At 58.8% G+C, this 25,719-nt stretch carries 23 protein-coding genes; 12 read left to right on the forward strand and 11 right to left on the reverse strand.

Going from position 1 to position 25,719, the window contains the following annotated elements:
* Window positions 1-72 precede the first annotated feature (72 nt).
* Window positions 73-1,767, forward strand: coding sequence for a gamma-glutamyltransferase (gene ggt / locus GUY40_RS03520; protein WP_166567558.1), 1,695 nt, complete (start codon window positions 73-75; stop codon window positions 1,765-1,767).
* On the opposite strand, the gene GUY40_RS03525 is transcribed toward ggt, so the two are convergent.
* The 3 genes from GUY40_RS03525 to GUY40_RS03535 all read right to left on the reverse strand — a co-directional run bounded on the left by GUY40_RS03525 (window position 1,761) and on the right by GUY40_RS03535 (window position 3,837).
* Complete coding sequence (locus tag GUY40_RS03525; protein WP_166567559.1) at window positions 1,761-2,105, reverse strand: multidrug transporter; 345 nt, start codon at window positions 2,103-2,105, stop codon at window positions 1,761-1,763. The two genes, ggt and GUY40_RS03525, sit on opposite strands and share 7 nt — an antisense overlap.
* Window positions 2,106-2,209: 104 nt before the next feature.
* Entirely contained in the window at window positions 2,210-3,022 is an 813-nt protein-coding gene (gene mutM, locus GUY40_RS03530; RefSeq protein ID WP_166567560.1) for a bifunctional DNA-formamidopyrimidine glycosylase/DNA-(apurinic or apyrimidinic site) lyase, read from the reverse strand.
* Between the two features lie 2 nt (window positions 3,023-3,024).
* Window positions 3,025-3,837, reverse strand: a complete 813-nt coding sequence (locus GUY40_RS03535) for an HDOD domain-containing protein (protein WP_166567661.1) — start codon at window positions 3,835-3,837, stop codon at window positions 3,025-3,027.
* Window positions 3,838-4,592: 755 nt separating this feature from the next.
* On the opposite strand from GUY40_RS03535, the gene GUY40_RS03540 reads away from it, so the two are divergent.
* From GUY40_RS03540 to GUY40_RS03550, 3 genes are all read left to right on the forward strand, one after another.
* Window positions 4,593-5,789 carry a class I SAM-dependent rRNA methyltransferase gene (locus tag GUY40_RS03540; protein WP_166567561.1) on the forward strand — a complete coding sequence of 399 codons (1,197 nt, stop codon included), beginning with the start codon at window positions 4,593-4,595 and terminating at the stop codon, window positions 5,787-5,789.
* A gap of 318 nt (window positions 5,790-6,107) precedes the next feature.
* The gene (locus GUY40_RS03545) at window positions 6,108-6,365 is read left to right on the forward strand and encodes a hypothetical protein (RefSeq protein WP_166567562.1); all 258 of its coding nucleotides are present in this window, start codon (window positions 6,108-6,110) and stop codon (window positions 6,363-6,365) included.
* Window positions 6,366-6,563: 198 nt separating this feature from the next.
* Window positions 6,564-7,841: a hypothetical protein gene (locus GUY40_RS03550; RefSeq protein WP_166567563.1), complete on the forward strand. Its 1,278-nt coding sequence runs from the start codon at window positions 6,564-6,566 to the stop codon at window positions 7,839-7,841.
* 54 nt (window positions 7,842-7,895) lie between these two features.
* Here the strand turns inward: GUY40_RS03550 and GUY40_RS03555 are convergent, their stop codons facing one another.
* Window positions 7,896-8,126 (reverse strand): hypothetical protein, encoded by a 231-nt coding sequence (locus GUY40_RS03555; protein ID WP_166567564.1) that lies wholly within the window; start codon window positions 8,124-8,126, stop codon window positions 7,896-7,898.
* Between the two features lie 274 nt (window positions 8,127-8,400).
* Between GUY40_RS03555 and GUY40_RS03560 the strand changes: the two genes are divergently transcribed.
* The 4 genes from GUY40_RS03560 (at window position 8,401) to ilvD (ending at window position 13,703) form a co-directional block, all read left to right on the forward strand.
* Window positions 8,401-9,456, forward strand: a complete 1,056-nt coding sequence (locus GUY40_RS03560) for a SagB family peptide dehydrogenase (protein WP_166567565.1) — start codon at window positions 8,401-8,403, stop codon at window positions 9,454-9,456.
* Between the two features lie 14 nt (window positions 9,457-9,470).
* Window positions 9,471-10,406: a diiron oxygenase gene (locus GUY40_RS03565; protein ID WP_166567566.1), complete on the forward strand. Its 936-nt coding sequence runs from the start codon at window positions 9,471-9,473 to the stop codon at window positions 10,404-10,406.
* A complete protein-coding gene (locus tag GUY40_RS03570) occupies window positions 10,396-11,613 on the forward strand; it encodes an MFS transporter (protein ID WP_166567567.1) in 1,218 nt (405 codons plus the stop codon). Before GUY40_RS03565 ends, GUY40_RS03570 begins: the two co-directional genes overlap by 11 nt.
* A gap of 248 nt (window positions 11,614-11,861) precedes the next feature.
* Window positions 11,862-13,703, forward strand: a complete 1,842-nt coding sequence (gene ilvD, locus GUY40_RS03575; protein ID WP_166567568.1) for a dihydroxy-acid dehydratase — start codon at window positions 11,862-11,864, stop codon at window positions 13,701-13,703.
* A gap of 70 nt (window positions 13,704-13,773) precedes the next feature.
* On the opposite strand, the gene GUY40_RS03580 is transcribed toward ilvD, so the two are convergent.
* Genes GUY40_RS03580 through GUY40_RS03590 form a run of 3 tightly spaced genes read right to left on the reverse strand, consistent with a single transcriptional unit; the run spans window position 13,774 to window position 16,075 of the window.
* Window positions 13,774-14,868 carry a macro domain-containing protein gene (locus GUY40_RS03580; protein WP_166567569.1) on the reverse strand — a complete coding sequence of 365 codons (1,095 nt, stop codon included), beginning with the start codon at window positions 14,866-14,868 and terminating at the stop codon, window positions 13,774-13,776.
* Window positions 14,868-15,509: a DUF4433 domain-containing protein gene (locus GUY40_RS03585; protein ID WP_166567570.1), complete on the reverse strand. Its 642-nt coding sequence runs from the start codon at window positions 15,507-15,509 to the stop codon at window positions 14,868-14,870. The genes GUY40_RS03580 and GUY40_RS03585 overlap by 1 nt, the downstream gene beginning before the upstream one ends.
* On the reverse strand, window positions 15,506-16,075 hold the full coding sequence (locus GUY40_RS03590) for a DarT ssDNA thymidine ADP-ribosyltransferase family protein (RefSeq protein WP_166567571.1): 570 nt from the start codon (window positions 16,073-16,075) through the stop codon (window positions 15,506-15,508). Before GUY40_RS03590 ends, GUY40_RS03585 begins: the two co-directional genes overlap by 4 nt.
* 293 nt (window positions 16,076-16,368) lie before the next feature.
* On the opposite strand from GUY40_RS03590, the gene GUY40_RS03595 reads away from it, so the two are divergent.
* The gene (locus GUY40_RS03595) at window positions 16,369-17,760 is read left to right on the forward strand and encodes an L-cystine transporter (RefSeq protein WP_166567572.1); all 1,392 of its coding nucleotides are present in this window, start codon (window positions 16,369-16,371) and stop codon (window positions 17,758-17,760) included.
* A 4-nt stretch (window positions 17,761-17,764) separates the two neighbouring features.
* On the opposite strand, the gene GUY40_RS03600 is transcribed toward GUY40_RS03595, so the two are convergent.
* A complete protein-coding gene (locus GUY40_RS03600; protein WP_166567573.1) occupies window positions 17,765-18,277 on the reverse strand; it encodes a dihydrofolate reductase in 513 nt (170 codons plus the stop codon).
* Window positions 18,278-18,361: 84 nt separating this feature from the next.
* Between GUY40_RS03600 and GUY40_RS03605 the strand changes: the two genes are divergently transcribed.
* Window positions 18,362-19,747 (forward strand): DUF2868 domain-containing protein, encoded by a 1,386-nt coding sequence (locus tag GUY40_RS03605; RefSeq protein WP_166567574.1) that lies wholly within the window; start codon window positions 18,362-18,364, stop codon window positions 19,745-19,747.
* Complete coding sequence (locus GUY40_RS03610; RefSeq protein WP_166567575.1) at window positions 19,740-21,095, forward strand: DUF3482 domain-containing protein; 1,356 nt, start codon at window positions 19,740-19,742, stop codon at window positions 21,093-21,095. The genes GUY40_RS03605 and GUY40_RS03610 overlap by 8 nt, the downstream gene beginning before the upstream one ends.
* Window positions 21,096-21,104: 9 nt before the next feature.
* On the opposite strand, the gene GUY40_RS03615 is transcribed toward GUY40_RS03610, so the two are convergent.
* Window positions 21,105-22,010, reverse strand: coding sequence for a zeta toxin family protein (locus tag GUY40_RS03615; RefSeq protein ID WP_166567576.1), 906 nt, complete (start codon window positions 22,008-22,010; stop codon window positions 21,105-21,107).
* A gap of 351 nt (window positions 22,011-22,361) precedes the next feature.
* Between GUY40_RS03615 and GUY40_RS03620 the strand changes: the two genes are divergently transcribed.
* Window positions 22,362-22,625 (forward strand): hypothetical protein, encoded by a 264-nt coding sequence (locus GUY40_RS03620; protein WP_166567577.1) that lies wholly within the window; start codon window positions 22,362-22,364, stop codon window positions 22,623-22,625.
* A 61-nt stretch (window positions 22,626-22,686) separates the two neighbouring features.
* Here the strand turns inward: GUY40_RS03620 and GUY40_RS03625 are convergent, their stop codons facing one another.
* Window positions 22,687-23,793, reverse strand: a complete 1,107-nt coding sequence (locus tag GUY40_RS03625) for a GlxA family transcriptional regulator (protein WP_166567578.1) — start codon at window positions 23,791-23,793, stop codon at window positions 22,687-22,689.
* A 394-nt stretch (window positions 23,794-24,187) separates the two neighbouring features.
* Complete coding sequence (locus GUY40_RS03630) at window positions 24,188-25,564, reverse strand: L-serine ammonia-lyase (protein WP_166567579.1); 1,377 nt, start codon at window positions 25,562-25,564, stop codon at window positions 24,188-24,190.
* Window positions 25,565-25,719: the final 155 nt, after the last annotated feature.

Consider the following 25,719-nt stretch of genomic DNA (forward strand, 5'->3'; position numbering starts at 1 on the left):
GTAGGCGCTGCGATTCAACGGACAGACCGCAGCGCCCTCATCGCGAGCAAGCTCTGCTCCTACAGGAGGTTCATGCACCAGATGTCGCGTTTTCCCTCTCTGATACTCGGCGGCCTGTTGCTGCTGAGCATCACTCTCGCCCAGGCGCAAACACCGCCTGGCCAAGCCGCGATCGCCAGCCCGCACCCGCAGGCGACCGCCGCTGGTCGGGAAATTCTCGAACAGGGTGGCAATGCCTTCGATGCAGCCGTGACCGTCAGCGCCGCCCTGGCAGTGGTCGAGCCTTATGGCTCGGGCTTGGGCGGTGGCGGTTTTTTCCTGCTGCGTGAACACGGCGAGCCGGCCCGTTACCGCTTCCTCGATGCCCGCGAACGTGCGCCCATGGCCGCCAGCCCTGGCATGTACCTTCGTGATGGCAAGGTGGTGCCGGGGCTGTCGATCAATGGCCCGCTGGCTGCAGCCATTCCGGGGCTGCCCGCTGCACTGGTCGAGCTGGCCGAAGACTTCGGTAATTTGCCGCTGAAAAGCTCCCTGGCGCCAGCCATTCGCCTGGCCAACCAAGGCTTTGCCATTGACCGTGTGTACCGCGACCGGGCGACGATGCGCTTGTCAGCCCTGCGCGACGACGACGAGAGCGCCCGGCTGTTTCTGCGACAGGGTGAAGTGCCCGCGCTGAATGCAGTCATCCACCAACCGGAACTGGGCATCACGCTGCAGCGTTTGGCGGATCAAGGCTTCAAGGGCTTTTATGGCGGCGATACCGCTCGGGCGCTGGTCAAGGGCGTGCGCGATGCCGGAGGCCTGTGGACACTGGACGACCTGAGCCAGTACCGCATCGCCCAGCGTAAACCGTTGCGCTACGCCCTCGCGGACCGCCGCGAGCTGATCAGCGCCCCGCCACCCTCGGCCGGTGGTGTCGCGCTGGCGCAGAGCCTGGCCATGCTGCAACGCCTGCCCTGGCAACAGGCCGATAAGGTCCAGCGCAGCCACTATGTGCTGGAAGCGCTGCGCCGGGCCTACCATGACCGGAGCCTGCTCGGCGATCCCGATCATGTCAGCAACCCCCTCCCGCAGTTGCTCGACCGCCACTACCTGGCCCGCTTGGCCGATGGCATTGACGTCCACGAGGCCACACCCAGTGCCAAGCTGCCGCCTGCACCGGCGTGGCGAGAAGGCGACCACACCACCCACTTCGCCATTCTCGACAGCCAGGGCAACGCCGTGGCCGCGACCCTGTCGGTCAACCTGCCGTTTGGCGCGGCCTTCAGCGTGCCGGGCACGGGTGTGGTGTTGAACAATGAAATGGATGACTTTGCCGCCGACCCGAATGGCAGCAACAGTTACGGCCTGGCAGGTAGCCAGGCCAATGCGGTGGCGGCCGGCAAGCGGCCGCTGTCGAGCATGAGCCCGACCTTTATTGAAAGCCCCGGCCAGTTCACCGCGTTCGGCACGCCGGGCGGCAGCCGGATTCCAAGCATGGTGTTGTTGTCGGTGCTGGAATATTTCGATGGCCAGCCAGTGAGCACCTGGCCGGCGGTGCCGCGCTACCACCACCAATACCTGCCTGATGTGGTCGAGTACGAGCCCGGCGCGTTCACGGCTGAGCAGATGCGTGCGCTGGAGCAGCGTGGCTACCGCCTCAAGTCGACCGGGCGCCCCTACGGCAATCAACAGGTACTGTTCTGGGACAAGGCCGCCGGTACCGTCGAGGCAGCCAGCGACCCGCGCGGGCTGGGTGTTTCAGAGGTGTTTACACCCGCTCAATAAGCGCTTTGCCGGTAGCCGTTCTCGGTGCAGCCCAGGCAGCGCACGAACGCCGCGCGGGCCGGGTCCAGCACCAGCGCCTCGCCACTGGCGCCGACATTGCCGCCCGCCACCGTGAACGGCAGCGCCACCACAAACGCAGCCGTACCGATCACCGTGGCCGCTATCAGCAAGGGCCGCGCGATGATCAGGTCGCCGAACATGGCAAACGCAGGTGGGTTTTGAATCTTGTAGGCGGGATCGCCGCTGCCGGTGTGCTCGGCGACATCGGCCTGGGCGGACGCGACCAGTACGGTCAGGCTCAGGGCCACGGCGAGGGAGAGCAGGCGAAGCGGGTTCATGGCACGGTCCTTCTGCTGAACATGCCATGAACTATATCAGCGCTCGCCGGCTTGTCAGGTCAATGATTGACCACCGGCGCTACTGAATGTGTCTACAACGCGGCTCAGGACTGGCAGCGCGGGCAGAACACGCTGGCGCGCTGGCCCAGGCGAATCTCGCGCAAGGTGGTGCCGCACACCTTGCACAGCTCGCCGCCGCGCCCGTACACAAACAGCTCTTGCTGGAAATAACCCGGTTGGCCATCACCGCCGATAAAGTCGCGCAACGTCGTACCTCCGCATTCGATCGCCATGGCCAGGATGCGTTTGATCTCGATGGCCAGCTTCACATAACGGCCGCGCGAAATACTCCCCGCCTCCCGACGCGGGTCGATACCGGCGGCAAACAGGGCTTCGGTGGCGTAGATGTTGCCAACCCCGACCACCACCGCGTTGTCCATGATGAACGGCTTGATCGCCATGACCTTGCGCCGCGACAGCTGAAACAACCGCTCGCCGTCGAACAGGTCGGTCAACGGCTCTGGCCCCAGTCGCAGCAGCAGCTCGTGCTGCAACGGCGCAAGGCTCCAGAGCATCGCCCCGAAGCGGCGCGGGTCGGTGTAGCGCAGGGCCAGGCCGGACTCCAGTTCGATGTCCACATGTTCATGCTTGAGCGGCGCCAGCCCCACCTCGACCAGCCGCAAGTTGCCCGACATGCCCAAGTGGCTGATCAAGGTACCGACCTCGGCGTTGATCAACAGATACTTGGCCCGCCGCTCGACGCTGACGATCTTCTGCCCGGACAGGCGCACATCGAGGTCTTCCGGGATCGGCCAGCGCAGGCGCCGGTCACGGACGATCACGCGGGTGACGCGCTGCCCCTCAAGATACGGCGCAATGCCCCGGCGGGTGGTTTCGACTTCGGGTAATTCAGGCATGGTCAACGGATACCGAGTTCGCGAATATTGTCCTTGTGATTCTGAAAGTCGTACTCCGAGAGCCCGACATAGTCCAGCACCAGGTCGCTGATGCTGTGCCACTCGTGGTCCTGGTACTGGTTGCCGAGCACCCGGTACGAGGCACAGATATGTTCGGACATCTTCAAGATCGACAGCAGGTTCTTCACCGGCGCATTGCGGCTGGATTGCTCGCTGAACACCGCCAACGCGTTGTGGTGATTGGCAATCGCGTCGCACAAATGCTCCGGCAGGCGCCAAGACCTGGCCGTGTAATAGCCCACCACCGCGTGGTTGGTGTTGAACACCTGATTCTCGGTATCGACCACCCGCTGCCCGGGCCCGGCCGACGCGTAGGCGTCCTCCAGCACACTCATGTACTCGGGAAAGCGCTTGAGCATCAGCGGCACACCGCAGTCGTGGAACAGGCCCAGCGCGTAGGCCTCATCGACCGACGGCATGCCGAGCCGCTTGGCCAGGGTCAGGCAGGTGATGGCCACATCCTGGGCGGTGTCCCAGAAGCGGTTGAGGGTAACGATGGTCTCATCGCTCATCTGGCCCTTGATCGACTGGGCGTTGATCAGGTTGATCACCGAGCGACTGCCGAGCAGGTTCACCGCGCGCTGGATCGAGGTGATCTTGTTGCACAACCCGTAATGGGGCGAGTTGACGATCTTCAACAGCGCGCCGGACAGGCCCGGGTCCTGAGCGATCAGACGGGCAATCACCCCGAGATCCGGGTCCGGCAGATACTGCTCCATCTGCAGATCCACCATGATCTGCGGTTGGGGCGGCACACTGATGCCCTGCAAGGCCTGCTGGATCTGATCGGAGGAAAGCTCTTGGGACATAGGTACTCACTCGCGGCGAAGGGGAGATTCTAACCAAGCCGGGGCGTGGGGGACACTGGAATGCACAGGCCGGGCAATAAGTGTGGTACGCCACCAGCGAGCCCAGAAGCGACTCAACTCGTCGTTGAATAGATGTGTAGCGGTTGTTAACCTCTGGCTTGAGGTCTGCAATTGCGCATTCGTCGGGCTTGGGCACCAGTGTTTTGTCCCCCCGCATATTCGGCAGCAGAGAAAGCTGGTTTCTCTGAAGTAGTGACGGCAAGCATGATTGCCGGATTCTGAACCCACGACCGTAAGGCCAGGAGCTAAAGAATCGCTGCGACTACTCCTCATGAATGCCCTGAAAGGCGTCCTCTGGACTAATGCCGGTCAGTTAAGGCATAGACTCTGTGGGAGCGGATTTATCCGCGAATGAGCGCACCGCGTTTTTTCAGGCATTGCGCGTCATATTCATTCGCGGATAAATCCGCTCCCACATGTTCTGCGCCTTAACTGACCGGCATTGGTCCTCTGGACGCCTTTTTTTATTGCTGATTTGGCTCTCTGACGACTCTTTGCACCTGACCGACCAACGTTCCACTGGCTTTGCGCTTTGGGTAGAGCAACAGGATTGCAACCAGAAGTGTGGACTATTGGTCGTCGACACAAACCTGCCCTGCGCCGACGCGTTATACTCCCGCTCTTTTTTCCGGAGCGACGTCATGTCCCTGCCCAGCCTTCGCCTTAAAGCCAATGCCGACCGCCGCCTGCGCGCCGGTCACCTGTGGGTCTACAGCAACGAAATCGATGTAGCCGCGACCCCGCTGCATGGCTTCAAGGCCGGTGACCAGGCCGTGCTCGAAGCCGCGGGCGGCAAGGCCCTGGGCGTCGTCGCCATGAGCCCCAACAACCTGATCTGCGCCCGTTTGGTGTCGCGCGATGCCAAGCTGTCGCTGGACAAATCGCTGCTGGTACACCGCATTAATGTCGCCCTGTCGCTGCGCGAGCGGCTGTTCGACAAGCCGTTCTACCGTCTGGTGTACGGCGATTCGGACCTGCTGCCGGGCCTGGTCGTCGATCGCTTTGGCGACATCCTCGTGGTGCAACTGGCTTCGGCAACCATGGAACGTCATCGTGATGACGTGCTGGCTGCGCTGATCCAGGTCCTCAAGCCGAGCGGGATTCTGTTCAAGAATGACTCCGCTGCACGCGACGCCGAAGGCCTGGAGCGTTATGTCGAAACCGCCTTCGGCCTGGTGCCGGAATGGGTGGCGCTGGAAGAAAACGGCGTGAAATTCGAAGCGCCGGTGATGGAAGGCCAGAAAACCGGCTGGTTCTACGACCACCGCATGAACCGCGCCCGCCTGGCTCCGTATGTCAAGGGCAAGCGCGTGCTCGACCTGTTCAGCTACATCGGTGGCTGGGGCGTGCAAGCCGGTGCCTTTGGCGCCAGCGAAGTCTTCTGCGTCGACGCCTCGGGCTTTGCCCTCGATGGCGTGGAGCGCAACGCCGGCCTGAACGGCATCGCCGAGAAAATCACCTGCGTTGAAGGCGACGTGTTCGAAGCCCTGAAAGAGCTGAAAGCAGCCGAAGAGCGTTTCGACGTGATCGTCGCCGACCCGCCCGCCTTCATCAAGCGCAAGAAAGACCTGAAAAACGGCGAAGGCGCCTACCGCCGCCTGAACGAGCAAGCCATGCGCCTGCTGACCAAGGACGGCATCCTGGTGAGCGCTTCGTGCTCGATGCACCTGCCCGAAGACGACCTGCAAAACATCCTGCTCACCAGCGCCCGCCACCTGGACCGCAACATCCAGCTGCTCGAGCGCGGCGGCCAGGGCCCGGACCACCCGGTCCACCCGGCGATCCCGGAAACGCGCTACATCAAGAGCATTACCTGCCGCCTGTTGCCTAACAGCTGACAACACCGCGGTCGTGTAGGAGCGGACCCGGCCGCGATGGGCTGCGAAGCAGCCCCTTTCAAAATCGCCATCGCATTCCAACGCTTGCCCCCTCATTCAGGGCGACCAATGCTGGGGCCGCTGCGCGCCCCATCGCGGCCGGGTCCGCTCCTACACTCGCAAGCCCTGCTTGCATCCGCCAAAGTCACTCCCCTATAGTTCGCCCGCCGCTGCCAAATCAGCGGCCGGGCGTGCAAGCCCGAATCCAGAAGATTCACCTGATGACTCGGGAGGTCTGTTTATGCCTTCCGAGTGACGTATTCACTTCTGGAGCCCAACATGACTGACAAAACCCCTCCGATCGAGCCAACTTCCGTCACGCCGGTAATGCTCATCAACCCCGACGCCTCCCTGCAAGACCTGCTCGCCTACACCGACCTGCGTATCAAGACCACCAAAGAGCTGATGATCAGCCTCTCCTGCCTGAATACTTCAGCGATGGAATGCCGTGATGTATCGGCAGTGGCCGATGTGGCTTATCTGCTGCTGCAGGATGGAAGTGAAGTGCTGGATGCCGCTCGTTGGCGGCTGACCTGAATTAACCAGTAACCAGAGCTGGGGCTGCATTGCAGCCCTTCGCGACTGAAGTCGCATCTACGAGTTAGCGAGCGAGTCGAAAAGTCTGTACGAAAACTCACACAAAAAAGAAAGACGAGTCAACCTCAATTCATGCTGGCGATTTAGGAGCCAACCCCCCTACTCTGCGGGCATGGTTTGAGGTACAGGACTTTCACAGTGAGTGATCGCAGTTATCCGGATGCAATGCTGAGGTCGATGCCGGCCTTTATGCTGAGCAGGGCCATTCCATTTCTCGGAATCTTTCTGACATTTTCAACGGTCGCCCATCGCTCTCCCGGGGATCTAGCCGAGTTTTCCTACACCCTTGCCATTTTTGCCGTTATCACGGCGATCACCAGCATGTCGCTGGGGGCAACCGGCAATCTCGCTGCCGAACGTGGCGCATCGATGAACGCCTTGTTTTCCAGTGGGCTGGCCCTTTGTGCCGCCATGACTTTACTGGCGGTGCTGCTTTGCGTTGGCGTATTGGTCACAAGCCCTCACCTGCCCGGCCTGCAGAAACTGTCCGGCAGCAACTTCACCGCCCTCTCGCTGATTTACATCGCCTGCATTCCGTTTCTGATCCTCAACACCTTCCTCCACCTTTTTCATGAAAGCTCCGGCCGCCCGGCCATCTGCTCGAAAATCCGCACGATCTGCACACTGGCGGGCTGCGGTTACCTGGCCGCCACGGCCCACTTCGCCAGGCCTGAGCAGTTTGCGCTTCTGGCGATGGGCTATTTCCTGACCAGCGAAGGGCTGGCAACGCTGTGCCTGGTGCTGCTTTCCCGTTCTCGAAACCTGAGTTTCAAACCGGTGTTCTGCAAAAAAACCACCGCCCACATGCTCTCCCTCGGCGTACCCATCGCACTCGGGCTGGCCGGTCAGAAGGTCTATTTCTATCTTTTGAACGAAAGGCTCGCGGTGCTTGGCGAGGGGCTGGTCGCGCAGCTTGCCGTCTTTATGATTGTCATCGGGGTACTGATGAACCCGTTTCTATCACTCAGCCAGGTCCACAGCCTGTACGTGAGCAAACAGCCCGAGCAAAAAAACGCCGCCTACCTGAGCGGGCTGATCGGCGTGACTACCGTGTTGGGAGTGCTCGCAGGGTTGCTCTGGTGGTTTGACGAAGCCATCTTTCGGCTCGCCGGCGCAAGCGTCTTCGATTCGGACGACGGCCTCTATGCGGTGCTGATGTTCTTTATCGGGACATGCGCCCTGCAAGGTTTGACGCTGGCGCATCTAAGAGCGATGAAACAGACCTTGGTCCCGCAGGTGATGGTGAACCTCATCATGCTGCTGGGGCTGCTGCCCGTGATTTATCACTTCAGCCCGGAATCGCCGAGGCTGACGGACTTTCTGTACTTTCAAGGTTCGGCGACTTTGATGGGAGTCGTTGTGCTGCAGGTATGGGTTTTCGCTGGAAAGACTTGGCCTACCCCAAAACCGGTTTAAAAAACGCGAGTGCTGATCGAGCGGACCTCGCCCTGAAACCACCCAGGGAAGACGCTAACGCTCCTGATCATCAGGCTGCTCGCGCTCATTAAAAAAGTCTGGACTCGTATTTTCATTATCAAACCAACTGCCCCAAATCTCTCCTTCGTGACGCGCTGAATCTTCTTCAGCGCCGATTTCCCGGCTATTTCGACCCCATAAATCTAATGTATTTCTCCCCAACGCCCCCCCCAACCCATTAATTTCATTACACTTTCTAACGAAAAAATCTTCAGCTGAATACATCTGAGAGTCACCTTGCGCACTTATCTGTAAGAAACATCCCACAGACATAAACGAACAGTCTTACTTGCAAATTTATTGATATATTTTGCAGTCAAATCTACGCTTCAAGTGTCACAACTTCGTGACCAATCAAAAAAGGATTAACTCATGAAAACTATCCAACTGGAATCAAAAAAGCTTGCCAACCTCAACTGCCTGGCTAAAGCCAAGTAAGAAAACTGAAACATGACAGAGTGGAGTGCCGGCCTCCCTCTGTCGACTCAAGGGCAAGATCATGAAAGTAAATTCAAATTGCTTTTTCCTGGCTCGACCTCCGGCACTCATATACTGGTGCTACGAAACGCATGAGCAGATTGAGCTCACAGGCCCTTATCTTGAACGTCTAGTCGAACTCATATCAGGTACGGCAACCTACAGCGCGAAAAACGCCATAGATAGAGAATTCGCAGATCGTGGAATATTATGCCAGAGCGATGAACAGGCATGGGGCTGGGATGAACTCTCGAAAATATTTCATATTGGGACGAAGAATATCCCTTACTCTAACGTCCCAGAAACAGCTGAATCATGGGCCACAGCATATCTAGAACATTGCAATGAGGTACTGTCAAGCTCTCCACCTATTGAGAACTATGAGGTTCAGTCACAAAACCAAGAAAACATAGCCCTCCCTCCTATCTGCCCTCAGCCACTTTCGAAGGTGTTACTGAAAAGAAAAACATCGCGAAATTTTCAAAAGAAATGTGTTCCTCTTACCGAGATAAGCAACCTGCTGCACTACTCCCTAGGTTTTTTAGAGGAGAGGATGCTACAGGCGGATACAGGATTGCCGGAAAACCTCTGTCATCGTCGAAGCAGCCCCTCCGGAGGAGGGCTAAACGCCACCGAGGGGTACTTGTACGTTAAAAACGTTGATGGCCTCAATGCCGGATTTTATTATTACAACCCTCTCAACCATACGTTGACGGTAACTTCGGCCGAAAGCAAATCAACACTGGGCGAATTGTTATCTGGGCAGCATTTTTCCGACGACTTGGCATTCGGCATATTCCTAACCTCTCGACTCGACAAACTCTGGTGGAAATATGAACACTCACGAGCTTACCGAATGGCTTTTGTTGAAATAGGGCATATTTCACAGACCTTCCAATTACTGGCAACCGAAACAGGGCTATCCACATGGCTTACCGGCGCTTTGGATGAGAATAAAATTGAACCACTATTGAACATAAAAAACCCCGGCGAGCAGGTTTTATTTTTTATTGGCGCGGGAACAAGCACTGGAGGCCACATACCCGACGCACTGGACCAACTTATAAAAAGGCCATAGGGGGAAGTATCGACATGCGCATTAACCTTCCAAGTTCTTTTATAGTAGAAAACTGGGATACTCGCTCATCGGTGAGATCACGAAAGAATCAATATTACCTAACACAGGAGGTCCTTACTGCATCAGATACAAAAGATTGGTTCCCAACTTCAATGCTACCCTTTTTGCAAACCCCGATCATCCAATGCTCTTCTATACAAACCCAGAAAGCGCTGCAAGCCAGCTACCTTGTGCATTTCCTGGATTACACAACAGAGCTCGAACATAAGGTTGTCAATCGTGCGCTAGAGATACTCATTCACGACGAATTAGAAATCACCCTTCCAGAGAGCTGGAAGCAAGCAGGACTTCAGCTATACACGGATGAAGCATATCACGCGCTGTTCTCTCACCAACTATCAGAGCAAATTTCAAAATTATTCAACATCCAGAGAACAAAATCGATACGTCTGACGAAGCTGGCAGACACCATCAGTTCGACGTCGGAAGACAATCTTCCACTGCTAATGTTCATTGTGGGATTTATTTCCGAAACACTGATAGCAAAGGAGCTATTAAATATTTCACAACAACAAGTCATCAGGCCAGTCCTGAGCATGTTTATCGATCACCTTCAGGACGAGGCAAGGCATGCAAAATACTTTTCAGCCTGCTTCACCTATGTCTGGCAAAAACTTCAACCCGACAGGCAAGCGTACGCCGCCTCGATACTTCCAAAACTCATAAAAATATTCTGCCTGTTCGACGAAAACTGGCTACTAAAAAACTTAAAAAAATCTGGATTTCCAGATCAAACAGCAAAAGAAGTGCTATTTCAAATACCCAAATCCAATAACAACTTAAACAACATGAAGTCAATGCTCGAAACGCTTAGAAACAATGGGGTATTTAAAGCAGCACAGCATCGTGACTTCTTTGACAAAGAAGGAATTATCGTCGATGAGCCTTGATCAAGCAGAGCCATCAAATCGACGAGCACCACTTCTTTCGTTGATGGTATTAATGACCGCCCTTGGAGTCTTCCCTCTCGACGTCATACTCCCATCATTCCCAGCTCTCTCTGAACATTTTTCGGCGCCTGCTTCGAACATAGCTTATTCCGTCAGCCTCTTTGCTGTCGGGGTGGCATTATCGCAACTCGCACTGGGCCCTTTATCTGACAGATTCGGACGGAAAAACGTTCTACTGGCTGGCCTGTTCGTTGCATCGATAGGCTCAATTGGATGCATTTATTCAAACGACTTTCAGATCTATATGACCTTCAGGCTAGTGCAAGCCATAGGGTGCGGAAGTTTTGTTATCAGCCACGCTATCATTCAAGACACCTTCACCCCACAACATAGAAATAGCGCGAGAATTTTGTTAACCACCACCAGCGGTGTGTTTATTTCACTTTCACCCTTATTGGGCTCAATACTCCAGTCACATTGGAACTGGCCAGGCAGCTTTTTCACCTTCGCAATACTTTCCGCCTTAGCCATTTGCTTTTCGGCACTTCTTCTAAAAAATTCGCCAGACAGCGTTTCCACTACTGAAGCCGGCATAATTTCCACCTATCAAAAAATCCTGATGAACCCGCGCTTTTCGGTCTACTCATCCATTTCAGGAATCACATTCGCCTGTCATTTTTCATTCATTGTGGTTTCCCCCATCTTATTCATGGACACGTTAGGGCTGTCCGCGAACCAATTCGGACTGACATTTATGCTTTATGGATTCGCCTATATGTGCGGCGGCGCATTTGCAGGTTTAGTTCACCGCCACATGACTCCCCTGCAGCAAATGACTTTAGGCCTGATATTAATAGTCGGTTCGGGATCAATTCTTTGGATCCTGTCGCACCATCCGCTCACCCCTTACACATTGATTATTCCCATGATCATCTGCACTGCCGGCACAACGATCACCCGGCCCGCTGCGACCTCACTGGCCCTTGAATTGAATCCAGCTGCCGCAGGAGCTTCTGCGTCGCTTCTCAACACGTTCGTGTTTGCCATAGGCGGGGTCATCAGCAGCATCATTGCGCATTTCATCAACCATCTGTCAGTCACCTTGGCACTGTCTTTTGCAGGTCTGGGCATACTCGGGCTACTGTTGATCAGGGTTTTGCCAAAAGAACAAGACGACAAGCTTCACCCTTCGGAGGATAGGCTTTGATCAACATCGTTCTCCCTTAATAAATCCCCCTGCCATCCATTGCACCATTCCTTCACGCCGCCAGCGGTGTAGAATCGGCCTATTCATCGCCAGTCATCCCCGGCGGGTTTTATGAGCTCTGGCCGAGCGCGCGGCGATCCCGCGACGTCACCGGCTTCATCCGTACCAGCGGCCACCTGCCTTCGGTACAAAGGACAAGAGAAGCTCACTCCCCTTTTTGATACCTGATTAGCCGCCAGGAGTGCTTAATGCCTGATTACCGCTCGAAAACGTCCACCCACGGCCGCAATATGGCCGGCGCACGCGCCCTGTGGCGCGCCACCGGGATGAAAGACGCCGATTTCAAGAAACCGATCATTGCCATCGCCAACTCGTTCACTCAGTTCGTACCGGGCCATGTGCACCTCAAAGACCTGGGCCAGCTGGTTGCCCGCGAGATCGAACGCGCCGGTGGCGTGGCGAAGGAATTCAACACCATCGCGGTCGATGACGGCATCGCCATGGGCCATGACGGCATGCTCTATTCGCTGCCAAGCCGCGAAATCATCGCCGACTCGGTGGAGTACATGGTCAACGCGCACTGCGCCGACGCCATTGTCTGCATCTCCAACTGCGACAAGATCACCCCCGGTATGCTGATGGCCGCCCTGCGCCTGAACATCCCGGTGATCTTCGTTTCCGGCGGGCCGATGGAAGCCGGCAAGACCAAACTCGCCAGCCACGGCCTGGACCTGGTCGATGCCATGGTGATCGCCGCCGACTCCAGCGCTTCCGACGAGAAAGTCGCCGAGTACGAGCGCAGCGCCTGCCCGACCTGCGGTTCGTGCTCCGGCATGTTCACCGCCAACTCGATGAACTGCCTGACCGAAGCCCTGGGCCTGGCCCTGCCGGGCAACGGTTCGACCCTGGCGACCCACAGCGACCGTGAGCAGCTGTTCCTTCAGGCCGGCCGCACCATCGTCGAGCTGTGCCAGCGCTACTACATCGAAAACGATGAGTCGGTATTGCCGCGCAATATCGCCAACTTCAAGGCGTTCGAGAACGCCATGATGCTCGACATCGCCATGGGCGGTTCGACCAACACCATCCTGCACTTGCTGGCCGCAGCCCAGGAAGCCGAGATCGATTTCGACCTGCGCGACATCGACCGTCTGTCCCGTAGCGTGCCGCAACTGTGCAAGGTGGCGCCGAACATCCAGAAATACCACATGGAAGATGTGCACCGCGCCGGCGGCATCTTCAGCATCCTCGGCTCGCTGGCCCGTGGCGGCCTGCTGCACACCCAACTGCCGACCGTGCACAGCCGCAGCATGGAAGAAGCCATCGCCAAGTGGGACATCACCCAGACTGACGACGAAGCGGTGCACCACTTCTTCAAGGCCGGCCCTGCCGGTATTCCGACCCAGACCGCGTTCAGCCAGTCGACCCGTTGGGAAACCCTGGATGACGACCGTGAAAACGGCTGCATCCGCAGCTTCGAGCACGCCTACTCGAAAGAAGGCGGCCTGGCCGTGCTGTACGGCAACATCGCGCTGGACGGCTGCGTGGTGAAAACCGCCGGCGTCGACGAGTCGATCCATGTGTTCGAAGGCAACGCGAAGATCTTCGAAAGCCAGGACAGCGCCGTACGCGGCATCCTCGCTGACGAAGTGAAGGCCGGCGACATCGTGATCATCCGTTACGAAGGCCCGAAAGGCGGCCCGGGCATGCAGGAAATGCTGTACCCGACCTCGTACCTGAAGTCCAAAGGCCTGGGCAAGGCCTGCGCCCTGCTCACCGACGGCCGCTTCTCCGGCGGTACCTCGGGCCTGTCCATCGGCCATGCTTCACCAGAAGCGGCTGCTGGCGGCGCGATTGGTCTGGTGCAGGACGGCGACAAGGTGCTGATCGACATTCCGAACCGTTCGATCAACCTGTTGGTCAGCGATGAAGAACTGGCTGCGCGCCGCGTCGAGCAGGACAAGAAGGGCTGGAAACCGGTCGAGAATCGTCCACGCAAAGTGACCACGGCGCTGAAGGCTTATGCACTGTTGGCGACTAGTGCCGACAAGGGTGCTGTGCGTAACAAGGCGATGCTTGACGGGCTGTAAGTATTTGCGGCAGCAAAAAACCGGCGCTCAGACGCCGGTTTTTTGTTGCCTCAAGAAATGCTGAAGGCAGTCAATTCAAAGTGAGCGCTGTGGATTGAACTAAATCAAATGGTCGCAACCGGCTCAAAGCAATCGCGAGGGAATCGTCGTCGAACAGCTGATTTTTTCGCGCTGCTGAACCCTTCCCACCCGCCCATGAACGAAGTCCCGTTCGAACTGCTTCAACCGTTGGCTCCACTCCCTCACAGTTCACTAGCCAATCCACTGTAGCCAGAAGCTCCATGCCATATGGCGATTCAAACCCATCGATCAGCTCAGAAGTGAATTCCAGTGCAGGCAGATACGTCTTCGCTTCACTGTTCAGATAGGCCTGGATAAAAGCTTTACGCCCTTCATCGAACCAAATGACATCCAACGGGCCGGCGTCACTGATCCGCTTGGCACAATGCAAGTAGCTGCCGTCAAGATTATCGAGCAGATGATCAAGGCGGTTGGCATAAGGTCCGTACCTATGGGCTACGAACTTCAATTCCAGAGGGTTGTCATCGGGCGAGAAGCGCTCGATCGCACGCTCCAGAAACCATGCGAGTTTCTGAATCTCCAACAAACTGCATTCCATTCCAAGAACCCAATAGCGCCGAACCAATTCTGCGATCAGAGCCCGCGCGGGGGTGAGATTCTCGACTCCGCTACGCTTTGAGACATTTTGATACTGGTCAGTGGGCTCAAAGACGAGGACATCAGCATCAATATCGCTTAATACGGTCACTATCTGCTCACGAACCACAGACCAGGCTAAGCCGCCATTGCCCGCTCCAAGAGGAGGTATCGCTATCGACTTCACGTGCTGCTCGACCAGAAACTCGCGCAAGTCAATCAATCCATCGGTAATCCATGCTATCTGGGACGGAGATCGCCAGTGCCGCTTTGTAGGAAAGTTAACGATCCACCGAGGCCCATCCAGCTCACTCACTCTGGTGATGAACATTTTGCCGGTTTCAACCTGTTTGGCGTTACACGCAGCAGCGTACTGGCGGTAATTGTCAGCAAATCGCTCCTTGAACATCAAGGCGATACCTTTGCCCATCACACCGACGGTATTGACCGTGTTAACCAGCGCTTCGGCCTTGGCCTCAAGCAGGTTGCCTTGTGTAAACCTAATCATCAGAAATACCACCCAGGTCGAGCATGAACGGGAAGGTTCAGCTGACGCTGCTGAACCTCCTTTTCTACACGACGTTTCAACGCTTCGGTGTAGCAAACAATTCCCAAAAGACCAGCCGTCGGCACATGGCCATAAACCAACGCTTCAGCTTGGTAGCGCTCCATTTTGCGGGGATCGTCGGGGTCCCGCTTGAAATCACGGCGCTGGAGAATGCCCCAATCGATTTGGTCCAACTGCTCCAAATCGCTGTAGTAGCTCGCCCAGTGGGGATAGGCGTGTGCATTCGTGAACACAAAAGGCAGATCCAGGGACTGAACATGGTACAGGCTGGAGACAAGAATCACGATCTCTTCATTCTGACGCTGTTGTACTCCCCAGCCTGAATGAATGTTCTTCATCATCACCGAAAAAGGCGTGAAGTAGAACGGCACATAATCTGCGAGCGTACCGCCGGGGCTGATGGGTACCGCGCGATGATTTCGCTTACTGATCAAATCTGGATTGCCAATGTGGACGTATGCGGCAGAAAGCGACCCGGAGGCAACAGAATGCAGGCCGTTATCCAGCAACCAGGGAAGATTGTCTCGATGTACGATCCGCCAAATCAGCCCCTTGGCTGGGTTCAAATTGCTATAGATCATCGAGGAAACATGTTCTCGTTGGTGTCGACCCAAAGACGAAAAGGCAGTGGTGCGACCAGCTCATCAATTTGGCGTTGCACGTGAGCTGAAGGCGTGAAAATTTTGAAAAAATCTTGCGGTGCTACAGCTTCCGGCGAAAGGCACTCTGCCATGCACACGCTCTTGGAAACCGGGTCATGATAGTCTCGAAGCTCCATCCTGTCCCAGTCTATCGCCGCCACACCAACCGCATAATCAAGCAACTCTATGTCCCGCACTGCAAGGGGATGCCGTGGAATAACCCGCCAGTTTCTCGCCTCGGCCAAGGTTCTTGACACTGTAATCAGCACGAATCGCTCATCTCGTCGGTCGCGGTGAACCCTCCCATCGAATGGATTGCCTGCAAACCAATGGAAAGGAACAAAATTCTCGAGCTGTCGTTCACGCCGACCCGCTATGATTTCGGGATCAGCAACATCCCGGAATTCCTGCAGTTGCTCCCGAGGTAGCAGCCCTCTTCTCAAAATTGAGGGAATATTTGCAACGCTGGTCAAATGGTAGATGAGTGACTGGTCCCGAATAGGCATCGATGAGCTCCTTGCAAACAGTTGATAGCCATAAGCCATCAAGCCGTAGCAGCTCCTCTTCATGTCGCCTGAGTGTCTAGACCACAAAATTGCAATCAGGTATTTCACCGATCTCGTTAAGCCGTGCAGCCTCCTACTGAATCACCTATGCATCCACGCCAAGGCCTTATTCTAAAAACGACGGTCGCCATTCCATCTCGATATAAATTCATTAGTTTTCAAGCTGTTAGCATTTCCGGTTCGCTATCGCGCACAGACGCGACACGCATCGCTATTTCTCGCTTGGAGCTTCAATGAATCTGCCGCTGTTTCTTAACCTGCTGGTGTTCCTGGCGTTGCTGCTGGGCCTGGCGCAAACCCGCCGCACCTCGTGGAGCCTGGCCAGGAAAGTGCTGCTCGGCCTGGGCCTGGGCGTGCTGTTCGGGCTGGCCCTGCATGGCGTCTACGGCACTGGCAATCCGGTGCTCAAGGCCACCATCGGCTGGATGGACCTGGTCGGTAACGGCTATGTGCAACTGCTGCAAATGATCGTCATGCCGCTGATCTTCGCCTCGATCCTGAGTGCCGTGGCACGACTGCACAACGCGTCGTCGCTGGGCAAGATCAGCTTCATGACCATCGGCACCCTGCTGTTTACCACGATGATTGCCGCCCTGATCGGCATCGGCCTGACCAACCTGTTCGGCCTGAGCGCCGAAGGGCTGGTGGCCGGGACCCAGGAAATGGCGCGAATGCAGTCCATCCAGAGCGATTACGCCGGCAAGGTCGCGGACCTGAATATCCCGCAGTTGCTGCTGTCGTTCATTCCGCAAAACCCGGTGGCCGACCTGGCCCGGGCCAAGCCGACCTCGATCATCAGCGTGGTGATTTTCGCCGCCTTCCTGGGGATGGCTGCCTTGCAGCTGCTCAAGGATGATGTGGAAAAAGGCACCCGCGTGGTCGCCGCTATCGACACCCTGCAAGCCTGGGTGATGCGTCTGGTGCGCCTGGTCATGAAGCTCACGCCCTACGGCGTGCTGGCGCTGATGACCAAAGTGGTGGCCAGCTCCAACCTGCAGGATATCCTCAAGCTTGGCAGTTTCGTGGTGGTGTCCTACATCGGCCTGGGGCTGATGTTTGTCGTCCACGGCCTGTTGCTGGCCATGAGTGGCATCAGCCCGCTGCGGTTTTTCCGTAAAGTCTGGCCGGTGCTGACCTTCGCCTTCACCAGCCGCTCCAGTGCCGCGAGTATTCCGTTGAGCATCGAGGCGCAAACCCGTCGCCTGGGTGTACCGCAGTCGATTGCCAGCTTTGCCGCCTCGTTCGGCGCCACCATTGGCCAGAACGGCTGCGCCGGCCTGTACCCGGCGATGCTGGCGGTGATGGTCGCTCCGACGGTGGGCATCAACCCGCTGGACCCACTGTGGATCGCCACGCTGGTGGCCATCGTCACCTTGAGTTCGGCAGGTGTTGCCGGGGTCGGGGGTGGCGCGACCTTCGCCGCGCTGATCGTGCTGCCGGCGATGGGCTTGCCGGTTTCACTGGTGGCCTTGCTGATTTCAGTCGAGCCGCTGATCGACATGGGCCGCACGGCGCTGAATGTCAGCGGTTCAATGACCGCCGGCACCCTGACCAGCCAGTGGATGAAGCAGACCGATCAACGCCTGCTCAAGGCCGACGAGCACGCCGACCTGGCACAGGCTTGACCGCTTAGCGGCGGTTCCAGACCTCGAAGGTATAGGCCGGTTTATCGTCAACCGCCGGATTTTCAACAGACGACGTCAGCTGCCATTGGCTGGCGTCGTATTCCGGGAACCACGCATCACCCTCCGGCGACAACGCCACCCGGGTCAGGTACAGGCGATCGGCCTGATCCAGCCCTTGCCCATACAACTGCGCCCCGCCAATCAACATCACTTCGCTGGCGCCTTGCTCAAGCGCCCAGGCGTTGGCGCGGGTGATGGCGGCGTCCAGCGAGGCGAACACCTCGGCGCCCTCGAGTTGCAGCCCCGGCTGGCGGCTGACCACCAGGTTCAGCCGGCCTGGCAGTGGGCGACCGAGCGAATCCCAGGTCTTGCGACCCATGATGATCGGCTTGCCCAGGGTGGTGGCCTTGAAGTACTTGAAGTCCCCCGGCAGGTGCCAGGGCATGCTGTTATCGATGCCGATGACGCGGTTCTCGGCGAGAGCCGCGATCAGGCAGAGGGGGAGTGATTTAGTCATGGGCAGGAGAATACCAGAGGGGGTGCGGGTGTCACTAACGCCGCCATCCGCCACCTGAGTTATGCTTCGAAGCGAACTCGCTCAATGGACTCACGCGTGACTGTACCCACCCACCTGGACATGCTCTGGCTGACCGAAGCTGTGCGCCTGCGCGAAGAGCAGGCCGGCGCCCTGGAAGATCAGGAAGCCAACCGCCGTGCCCGCCACCTGGGCGGCGACCTCGCCACCCGCCTTCAACACCGCGCCCTCTGGCTCGCTGAGCGCGACGGCCTGAAGCTCGCGCTGCAGCGCTGGAAACAGGGCGCGCGCCTGGCGCTGGTCGCGCTCATGATCGTCGCTGTGATCAGCGGCGCCGGGCTGGCCTTCGCCGCCCTGGGCCAGCAACCGGTCAATGTGTTCTGGGCCCTGGGCAGCTTGCTCGGCCTGAACCTGCTATTGCTGGCGAGTTGGCTGCTGAGCCTGATGATCGCCGGCGAGCATGGCACGACGCTGGGCCGTGTCTGGTTATGGCTGAGTGAAAAACTCGCCCGCGATGCCCAGGCCGCTCAGTTGGCGCCCGCACTGGTATTGTTGTTGCAACGGCGCAAGCTCAATCGCTGGCTGCTCGGCTCACTGGTGCATGGGCTTTGGCTGCTGGCCCTGTGCAGCGCCCTGGTGGTGGTGGTGATGTTGCTGGCGACCCGGCGCTACGGCTTTGTCTGGGAAACCACCATTCTGAGCGCCGACACCTTCGTCGCCATGACCCAGGCGCTCGGCGCCCTGCCCGCCTGGCTGGGCTTCAGCCTGCCGGGCCCGGACATGATCCGCGCCAGCGGCGACGCGTTGCAGGGGCTCGACAGCGCCCGGCAAACCTGGGCCGGCTGGCTGGTGGGGGTGCTGCTGGTCTACGGGATCATCCCAAGGCTGCTGCTTGCGGCCTTTTGTCTATGCCGTTGGCGCAGCGGCCGTACCGGCCTTGCACTCGACCTCAAACTGCCCGGCTACAGCCATTTGCGCGAAGCTCTGATGCCCAGCAGCGAACGGCTCGGCGTCAACGATGCCGCACCCGAGCAACTGCACCAGATACCGCCTGCCATCGCCAATGGCGACAGCGACAGCGCCTTGCTGGTCGGTCTGGAGCTGGACGACAAGCGCCCCTGGCCACCGGCATTGCCTGCCTCGGTAAAAGACGCCGGGGTACTCGACAGCCGTGAGTCACGCCACCATTTGCTGGAGCAAATGACCCGCTTTCCGCCTGCTCGCCTGGCCATCGCCTGTGACCCGCGTCGCTCGCCAGACCGCGGCAGCCTCGCCCTGATCGCCGAACTCGCTCGCTGTGCCGGGGCGACGCGGATCTGGTTGATGCAACCGCCGCCGGGGCAGGTGTTGGACGCTGAACGCCTCGGCGATTGGCATGAAGCGTTGCAGACGCTGGCACTGGATACACGTGAGACGTCGCCCATGACCTGGCTGGAGACTGGCCATGATTAAACTCGCCGTGGTCGGCCACACCAATGTCGGCAAGACATCGCTGCTGCGCACGCTGATTCGTGACACCGGCTTTGGCGAAGTTTCCCACCGCCCCAGCACCACCCGCCATGTGGAAGGCGCGCGCCTCTCGGTCAACGGCGTTGCCCTGCTTGAGCTGTACGACACGCCCGGCCTTGAAGATGCCATCACCCTGCTCGATTACCTGGAAAACCTTGAGCACCCGGGCGAGCGGCTGGACGGGCCGGCCCGCCTCGAACGGTTTCTGCAAGGCAGCGAAGCCCGCCAGCGCTTCGAGCAGGAAGCCAAGGTCCTGCGCCAACTGCTGGCCAGCGATGCCGGTTTGTATGTGATCGACGCCCGCGAGCCGGTGCTGGCCAAGTACCGGGACGAGCTTGAGGTGCTGGCCGGTTGCGGCAAGCCGCTGTTGCCGGTGCTCAACTTCGTCGCCAGCAGCGACCATCGCGAAGCTGATTGGCGCGAAGCCCTGGCCCGTCTGGGCTTGCATGCGCTGGTGCGGTTCGACAGCGTGGCACCGCCGCAGGATGGCGAACAACGCCTGTATGAAAGCCTTGCGCTGCTGCTGGAAGGTTCGCGCGCAAGCCTGCAAACCCTTCTGGACGATCAGCAGGCCCAACGTCTGGCGCGCCGCCAAACCGCCGCCCACCTGATCGCTGAATTGCTGTTGGACTGCGCCGCCTGCCGACGCAGCGTGGTCAGCGAACCGGGGCCTACAGCTGCGGCCATCGCCGAGTTGCATCAGGCCGTGCGTCAGCGCGAACAGCGCTGCGTCGAGGCATTGCTCAAGCTCTATGCCTTCAGGCTTCAGGATGCGTCCGCCAGCGACCTGCCGTTGCTGGACGGGCGTTGGGGCGATGATTTGTTCAACCCCGAAACCCTCAAGCAACTGGGTGTGCGGGTTGGCGGCGGGATTGCCGCTGGAGCGGCGGCGGGCGCCGGGGTGGATCTACTGGTGGGCGGCCTGACACTGGGCGCCGCGGCATTGGCCGGCGCGCTGGCCGGGGGTGCGTTGCAAACCGCCCGCAGTTACGGCGGGCGGCTGCTGGGCAAGCTCAAGGGCCAGCGCGAACTGACGGTGGACGACCATGTGCTGCGCCTGCTGGCGCTGCGTCAGCGGCAACTGCTCGACGCGCTGGAGCGTCGCGGGCATGCCGCCCAGGACAGCATCAAAGTGGCTGCCCCGCAAGACAAAAGCTGGCGCGAAGGCAAACTGCCCGAGGCCTTGAGCAAGGCTCGGGCGCATCCGCAATGGTCGTCGCTCAACCCCCGTTCACGCCTGAGTCAGGCCGAGCGCCAGGAGCAATTGCAGGCACTGGCCGCCGAGCTTTAGCGGTCAGCCTCACAACTCGTCGTGGGTCATGCGCGAATACTCGATGATGTAGTTGCGCAGATCCTTGAAGACCTTGGCCGGGACCTGACTGCGGTAGTGCTCGGCCTCGGCGAGTGTTTGCGTAAAGGCTTCCACCAGCTCGTGCTTTTGCGGCGCGGTATAGGTGCTGTCGCTGAGCACCTGCTTGTAGGCCGCATAGCTGTAAGGCGTACCCTGTGTCGCCTCGCCGCTGCCATAGCGGCTGTGGGCTCGCAGCACCCCATCCTTCAATACCCCAAGCCCGCGCTCATAGAGAAAGATCTGCGAACCGCTCACGCTGTCCACCGCCGCTTCAAAGGCCCGCATGATCGCCAGCGAGTTATTGACGCTGAGCTGAATATCCTCGCGAGAAACAAAGCGCTCCAACTCGCCCTGTTGCAGGCTTCGCAGTGCCCGGTTGATGGTGGACAGGTGAGTGAACACCTTGGTGCAGGCCATCAGGTGCACTTCAAACTGATAACCGGAGGTGGCGGCATGCTGGGGAAAACCTGCGAAATCAAGCGAATCGAAGGCGCACTCCATGATGATGTTGTACTTGTGAGTAAAGGCGCGATTAAAGATCTTGCCGCAGACTTCCTTGACGAAGCGTTCGCTGTGCGCGTAGGCATACAGCACGCCCTTGGCGCGCATGGCGGCGTAATCCGGATGGCAGGTGCGGTAGTCAGGCAAGTAGAGGCGCACGTAGTTGGCGTAGCGCCCAGTGGGAAGCAACGTGTTTTCCAGCAAGGTAGATTTACCGGAGCCCTGCACGCCGGCGACCACAAGGATCTTCGGTACGTCTTCGACATGGATACCCTCGAAAAGGCCGGCAGCGATCTGCTCGAACGCAGCGTCCACATCCTGTGCTGTGTAGGGATGAAGGTCGGTATCTGGCATGGGTTGATGTCCTATCAAAGTCATGGCGTCCTGCCATGGATGCACGGGAATGTGCCCCCGCACTAAAAGCCCTTTGAAGTCATTGCTCAAGCCCGAATTCTTGACAAAAAAATACCCCGAAAGCCGTGACGCAACGGGGTACAGAGAGAGCAAACCGCACGCCATTCGCCAGGTGACCAAACCGTTCGAATGCTCGTTGGAGGCCAGTGTGCAGACTCCTTGAGCAGGCAAGTTTGCTCAAAACGACCTCTTTATAGCCATAACTGTCATTTGGGCATTTACTCCTTGCCGCCGTTGCCGAGCGCTCACAGAATCGAAACACGATCACATCGATGAACAAGGACAACAGCCATGATGCATGCGGATTTGATTGACCAGGACGACCTGCTTGGCCACCTGCGGGCACTGGGTTTCGAAATGCCCGCCGGCGCCACCGCCGAGCAGGCGTGCGAGTATGCGGTACGAGGATTGAGCGAAGCCCGGGTCAAGGCCTTGCGCGGGATGGTGGAGCAAATGCTGACCGGCAGCGCGACGATTTTGCCGGCGGTGCGTCAGGCGATCGATAAACAGTTGTTGCCGGCGCTGGCGCAGTTCAAGGCTGGCACCACAGCGTAATCAGAGGAAAACTGAACTGCAGGAGCGGCTTCAACCGCTCCTGCAGGATGTACCGCCAGCCTCAGAGCCGAACGCTGGCAAACGTCGATTCGTTGCGCGCCTGACTCAGCGCCGACATCGGCCCGGACAGCGGTGACAGCACCAGCGCCTGCGGGATCGGCATCATCGCCACTTGTTGCGCCGTGTTGGAGCCCACGCGCTCGTCGCGCGGTGGAATGCCGAAGTATTCGCGGTAGCACTTGGAGAAGTGCGGTGTGGAGACAAAGCCACAGACCGACGCCACTTCGATGATCGACATCGGCGTTTGCTTGAGCAACTGGCGCGCGCGGATCAAGCGCAGCTTCAGGTAATAGCGCGACGGTGAGCAGTGCAGGTATTTCTGGAACAGACGCTCGAGCTGGCGACGCGACACGGCGACATACACTGCCAGTTCGTCCAGGTCGATCGGCTCTTCCAGGTTGGCTTCCATCAACGCCACGATTTCCTGCAACTTCGGCTGGTTGGTGCCCAGCATGTGCTTGAGCGGAACGCGCTGGTGGTCCTGCTCGTTGCGGATGCGCTCGTAGACAAACATTTCCGAAATCGCCGCCGACAGTTCGCGACCGTGGTCGCGGCTGATCAGGTGCAGCATCATGTCCAGCGGAGCGGTGCCGCCGGAGCTGGTGAAGCGGTTACGGTCGAGGGTGAACAAACGGGTGCTCATGGCCACGCGCGGGAAGGCTTCCTGCATGGCCGCCAGGCATTCCCAATGCACACTGCAATCGAAACCGTCGAGCAAGCCGGCACAGGCCAGTGCCCAGCTGCCGGTGCACACCGCGCCCAGGCGCTTGGACTGGCGCGCCTGGCTTTGCAGCCAGGTGACGTGTTCGCGGGTAACCGTACGCTGAATGCCAATGCCGCCGCAGACGATCACGGTGTCCATCACCGGCGCCTTGTGAATCGAAGCATCCGGGGTGATCTGCAGGCCATCGCTGGCCCAGACCTGCCCGCCATCCACGCTCAAGGTGCTCCAACGATACAGCTCACGACCCGACAACTGGTTGGCCATGCGCAGTGGTTCGACTGCGGATGCCAGGGAAATCAGCGTGAAATTGTCCAGCAGCAGGAAGCCGATGGACTGGGGTGCGCGGGTCTGGGGTTGGGCGGCCCCGGAGTTGAACGACGTCATCGCGGTATCTCCTCACACAAAGCGGTGGGTGGCCTGAGGCACAGGCTCTTGTTATGGCCCGTTCAGACATGGCGGGCTGTTTGTATTTACATCGCAAAAGCCATGCCTAATTTGAATGCGCATTCAATAAATCCTGAAAACGACGTCGCGCAGCCTCTATACAGCCACTGGTGCGGGCAAAGGTAATAAGCGCAAAGAGTTGAGCTAGCGCCCTTGATCACCGGCGGTGAGCAATTCGGTAGCACTTGTGGGAAGGATGCTCAGAAGCGACAGGTTTTTGTGTCACCGACACGCACAGGTCGCAATTCGGACAGCGCATTGCGCGATGTCCTACTTAAAGAAGCGAAAATCTGTGCGCCAAAAGTGCGCGCCGTGAGCGATCACGGCGCAGTTGTCAGCATTCGATGGCGCTGACGGCCAGGCCACCGCGTGAGGTTTCCTTGTACTTGTCGTGCATGTCGGCCCCGGTGTCACGCATGGTGCGGATCACCCGGTCCAGCGAAATGAAGTGTTGGCCGTCACCGCGCAGGGCCATTTGCGCAGCATTGATTGCCTTCACCGCCGCAATCGCATTGCGCTCGATGCACGGCACCTGCACCAGCCCGCCGACCGGATCGCAGGTCAGCCCCAGGTTGTGTTCAAGGCCGATTTCGGCGGCGTTTTCCAGCTGCTCCGGGGTGGCCCCGAGCACTTCGGCAAGCCCGGCCGCCGCCATGGCGCAGGCCGAACCCACTTCGCCCTGGCAACCGACTTCGGCGCCCGAGATGGAGGCGTTTTTCTTGCACAAAATGCCGACCGCGGCGGCCGCCAGGAGGTAGTCAACGACGTTGGCCTCGCTGACCTCATCGCTGAACTTCATATAGTAGTGCAGCACCGCCGGGATGATCCCCGCCGCGCCATTGGTGGGCGCCGTGACCATGCGCCCGCCGGCGGCGTTTTCCTCGTTGACCGCCAGGGCAAACAGGTTGACCCACTCCATGGCGCTCAGGGTGGAACCAATCACGTTGGGCTTGTTCAGCTCCTGCAAACTGCGGTGCAGCTTGGCCGCACGCCGACGCACGTTCAGGCCACCGGGCAGGATGCCTTCGTGCTTGAGGCCATGCTCGACACAGTCCTGCATCGCACGCCAGAGTTTGAGCAAGCCGGTGCGAATCTCTTCCTCGCTGCGCCAGACCTTTTCGTTGGCCATCATCAGTTCCGACACGCGCAAGGAATGCCGCCCGCACAGCTCGAGCAACTCCGCGGCGCTGTTGAAATCATAAGGCAGCACCGTGTTGTCGGCATCCAGAACGCCACTGGCGGCCTGGGCGGCATCAACGACGAAGCCACCGCCAACCGAGTAATAGGTATCGCGATGAACCTCGCCGCCCTCGCCTTCTGCGATCAGGGTCATGGCGTTGGGGTGGTAGGGCAGGTTCTCGTCGAGCAGCAGCATGTCGCGCTGCCAGATGAACGGAATCGGCAGGCGACCGTCCAGCTGCAGGGTGTCGGTTTCACGCAGGGTGTGGATGTGCAGGCTGATCAACGACGGATCGATGGCATCCGGCCATTCGCCCATCAGCCCCATGATCACCGCGTTGTCGCTGCCATGCCCGACACCGGTCGCCGAGAGCGAGCCATACAGGCGCACCTCGATGCGTTTCACTTGCCAAAGCTCATCGCGTTCACGCAGCCCCTGAACGAACAAGGCCGCTGCCCGCATGGGCCCAACCGTGTGCGAACTGGACGGGCCGATACCGATCTTGAACAGGTCAAACACGCTGATGGCCATACCGCCAACCTCCTCGAAATGCAGACTTCGGGCACCCCCGGTGCCCGATGGCTGAGCTGCTACGCTGAAGCTGCAACCCGCCGGATGCGCGAATCATCAGCCTTTTGTGTCAGCGCCCGACGTCTGCAACCGACGCACTCTTGTCCAGCAACGCC

The organism is Pseudomonas sp. R5(2019) (assembly GCF_009905435.1).
Classification (GTDB): domain Bacteria; phylum Pseudomonadota; class Gammaproteobacteria; order Pseudomonadales; family Pseudomonadaceae; genus Aquipseudomonas.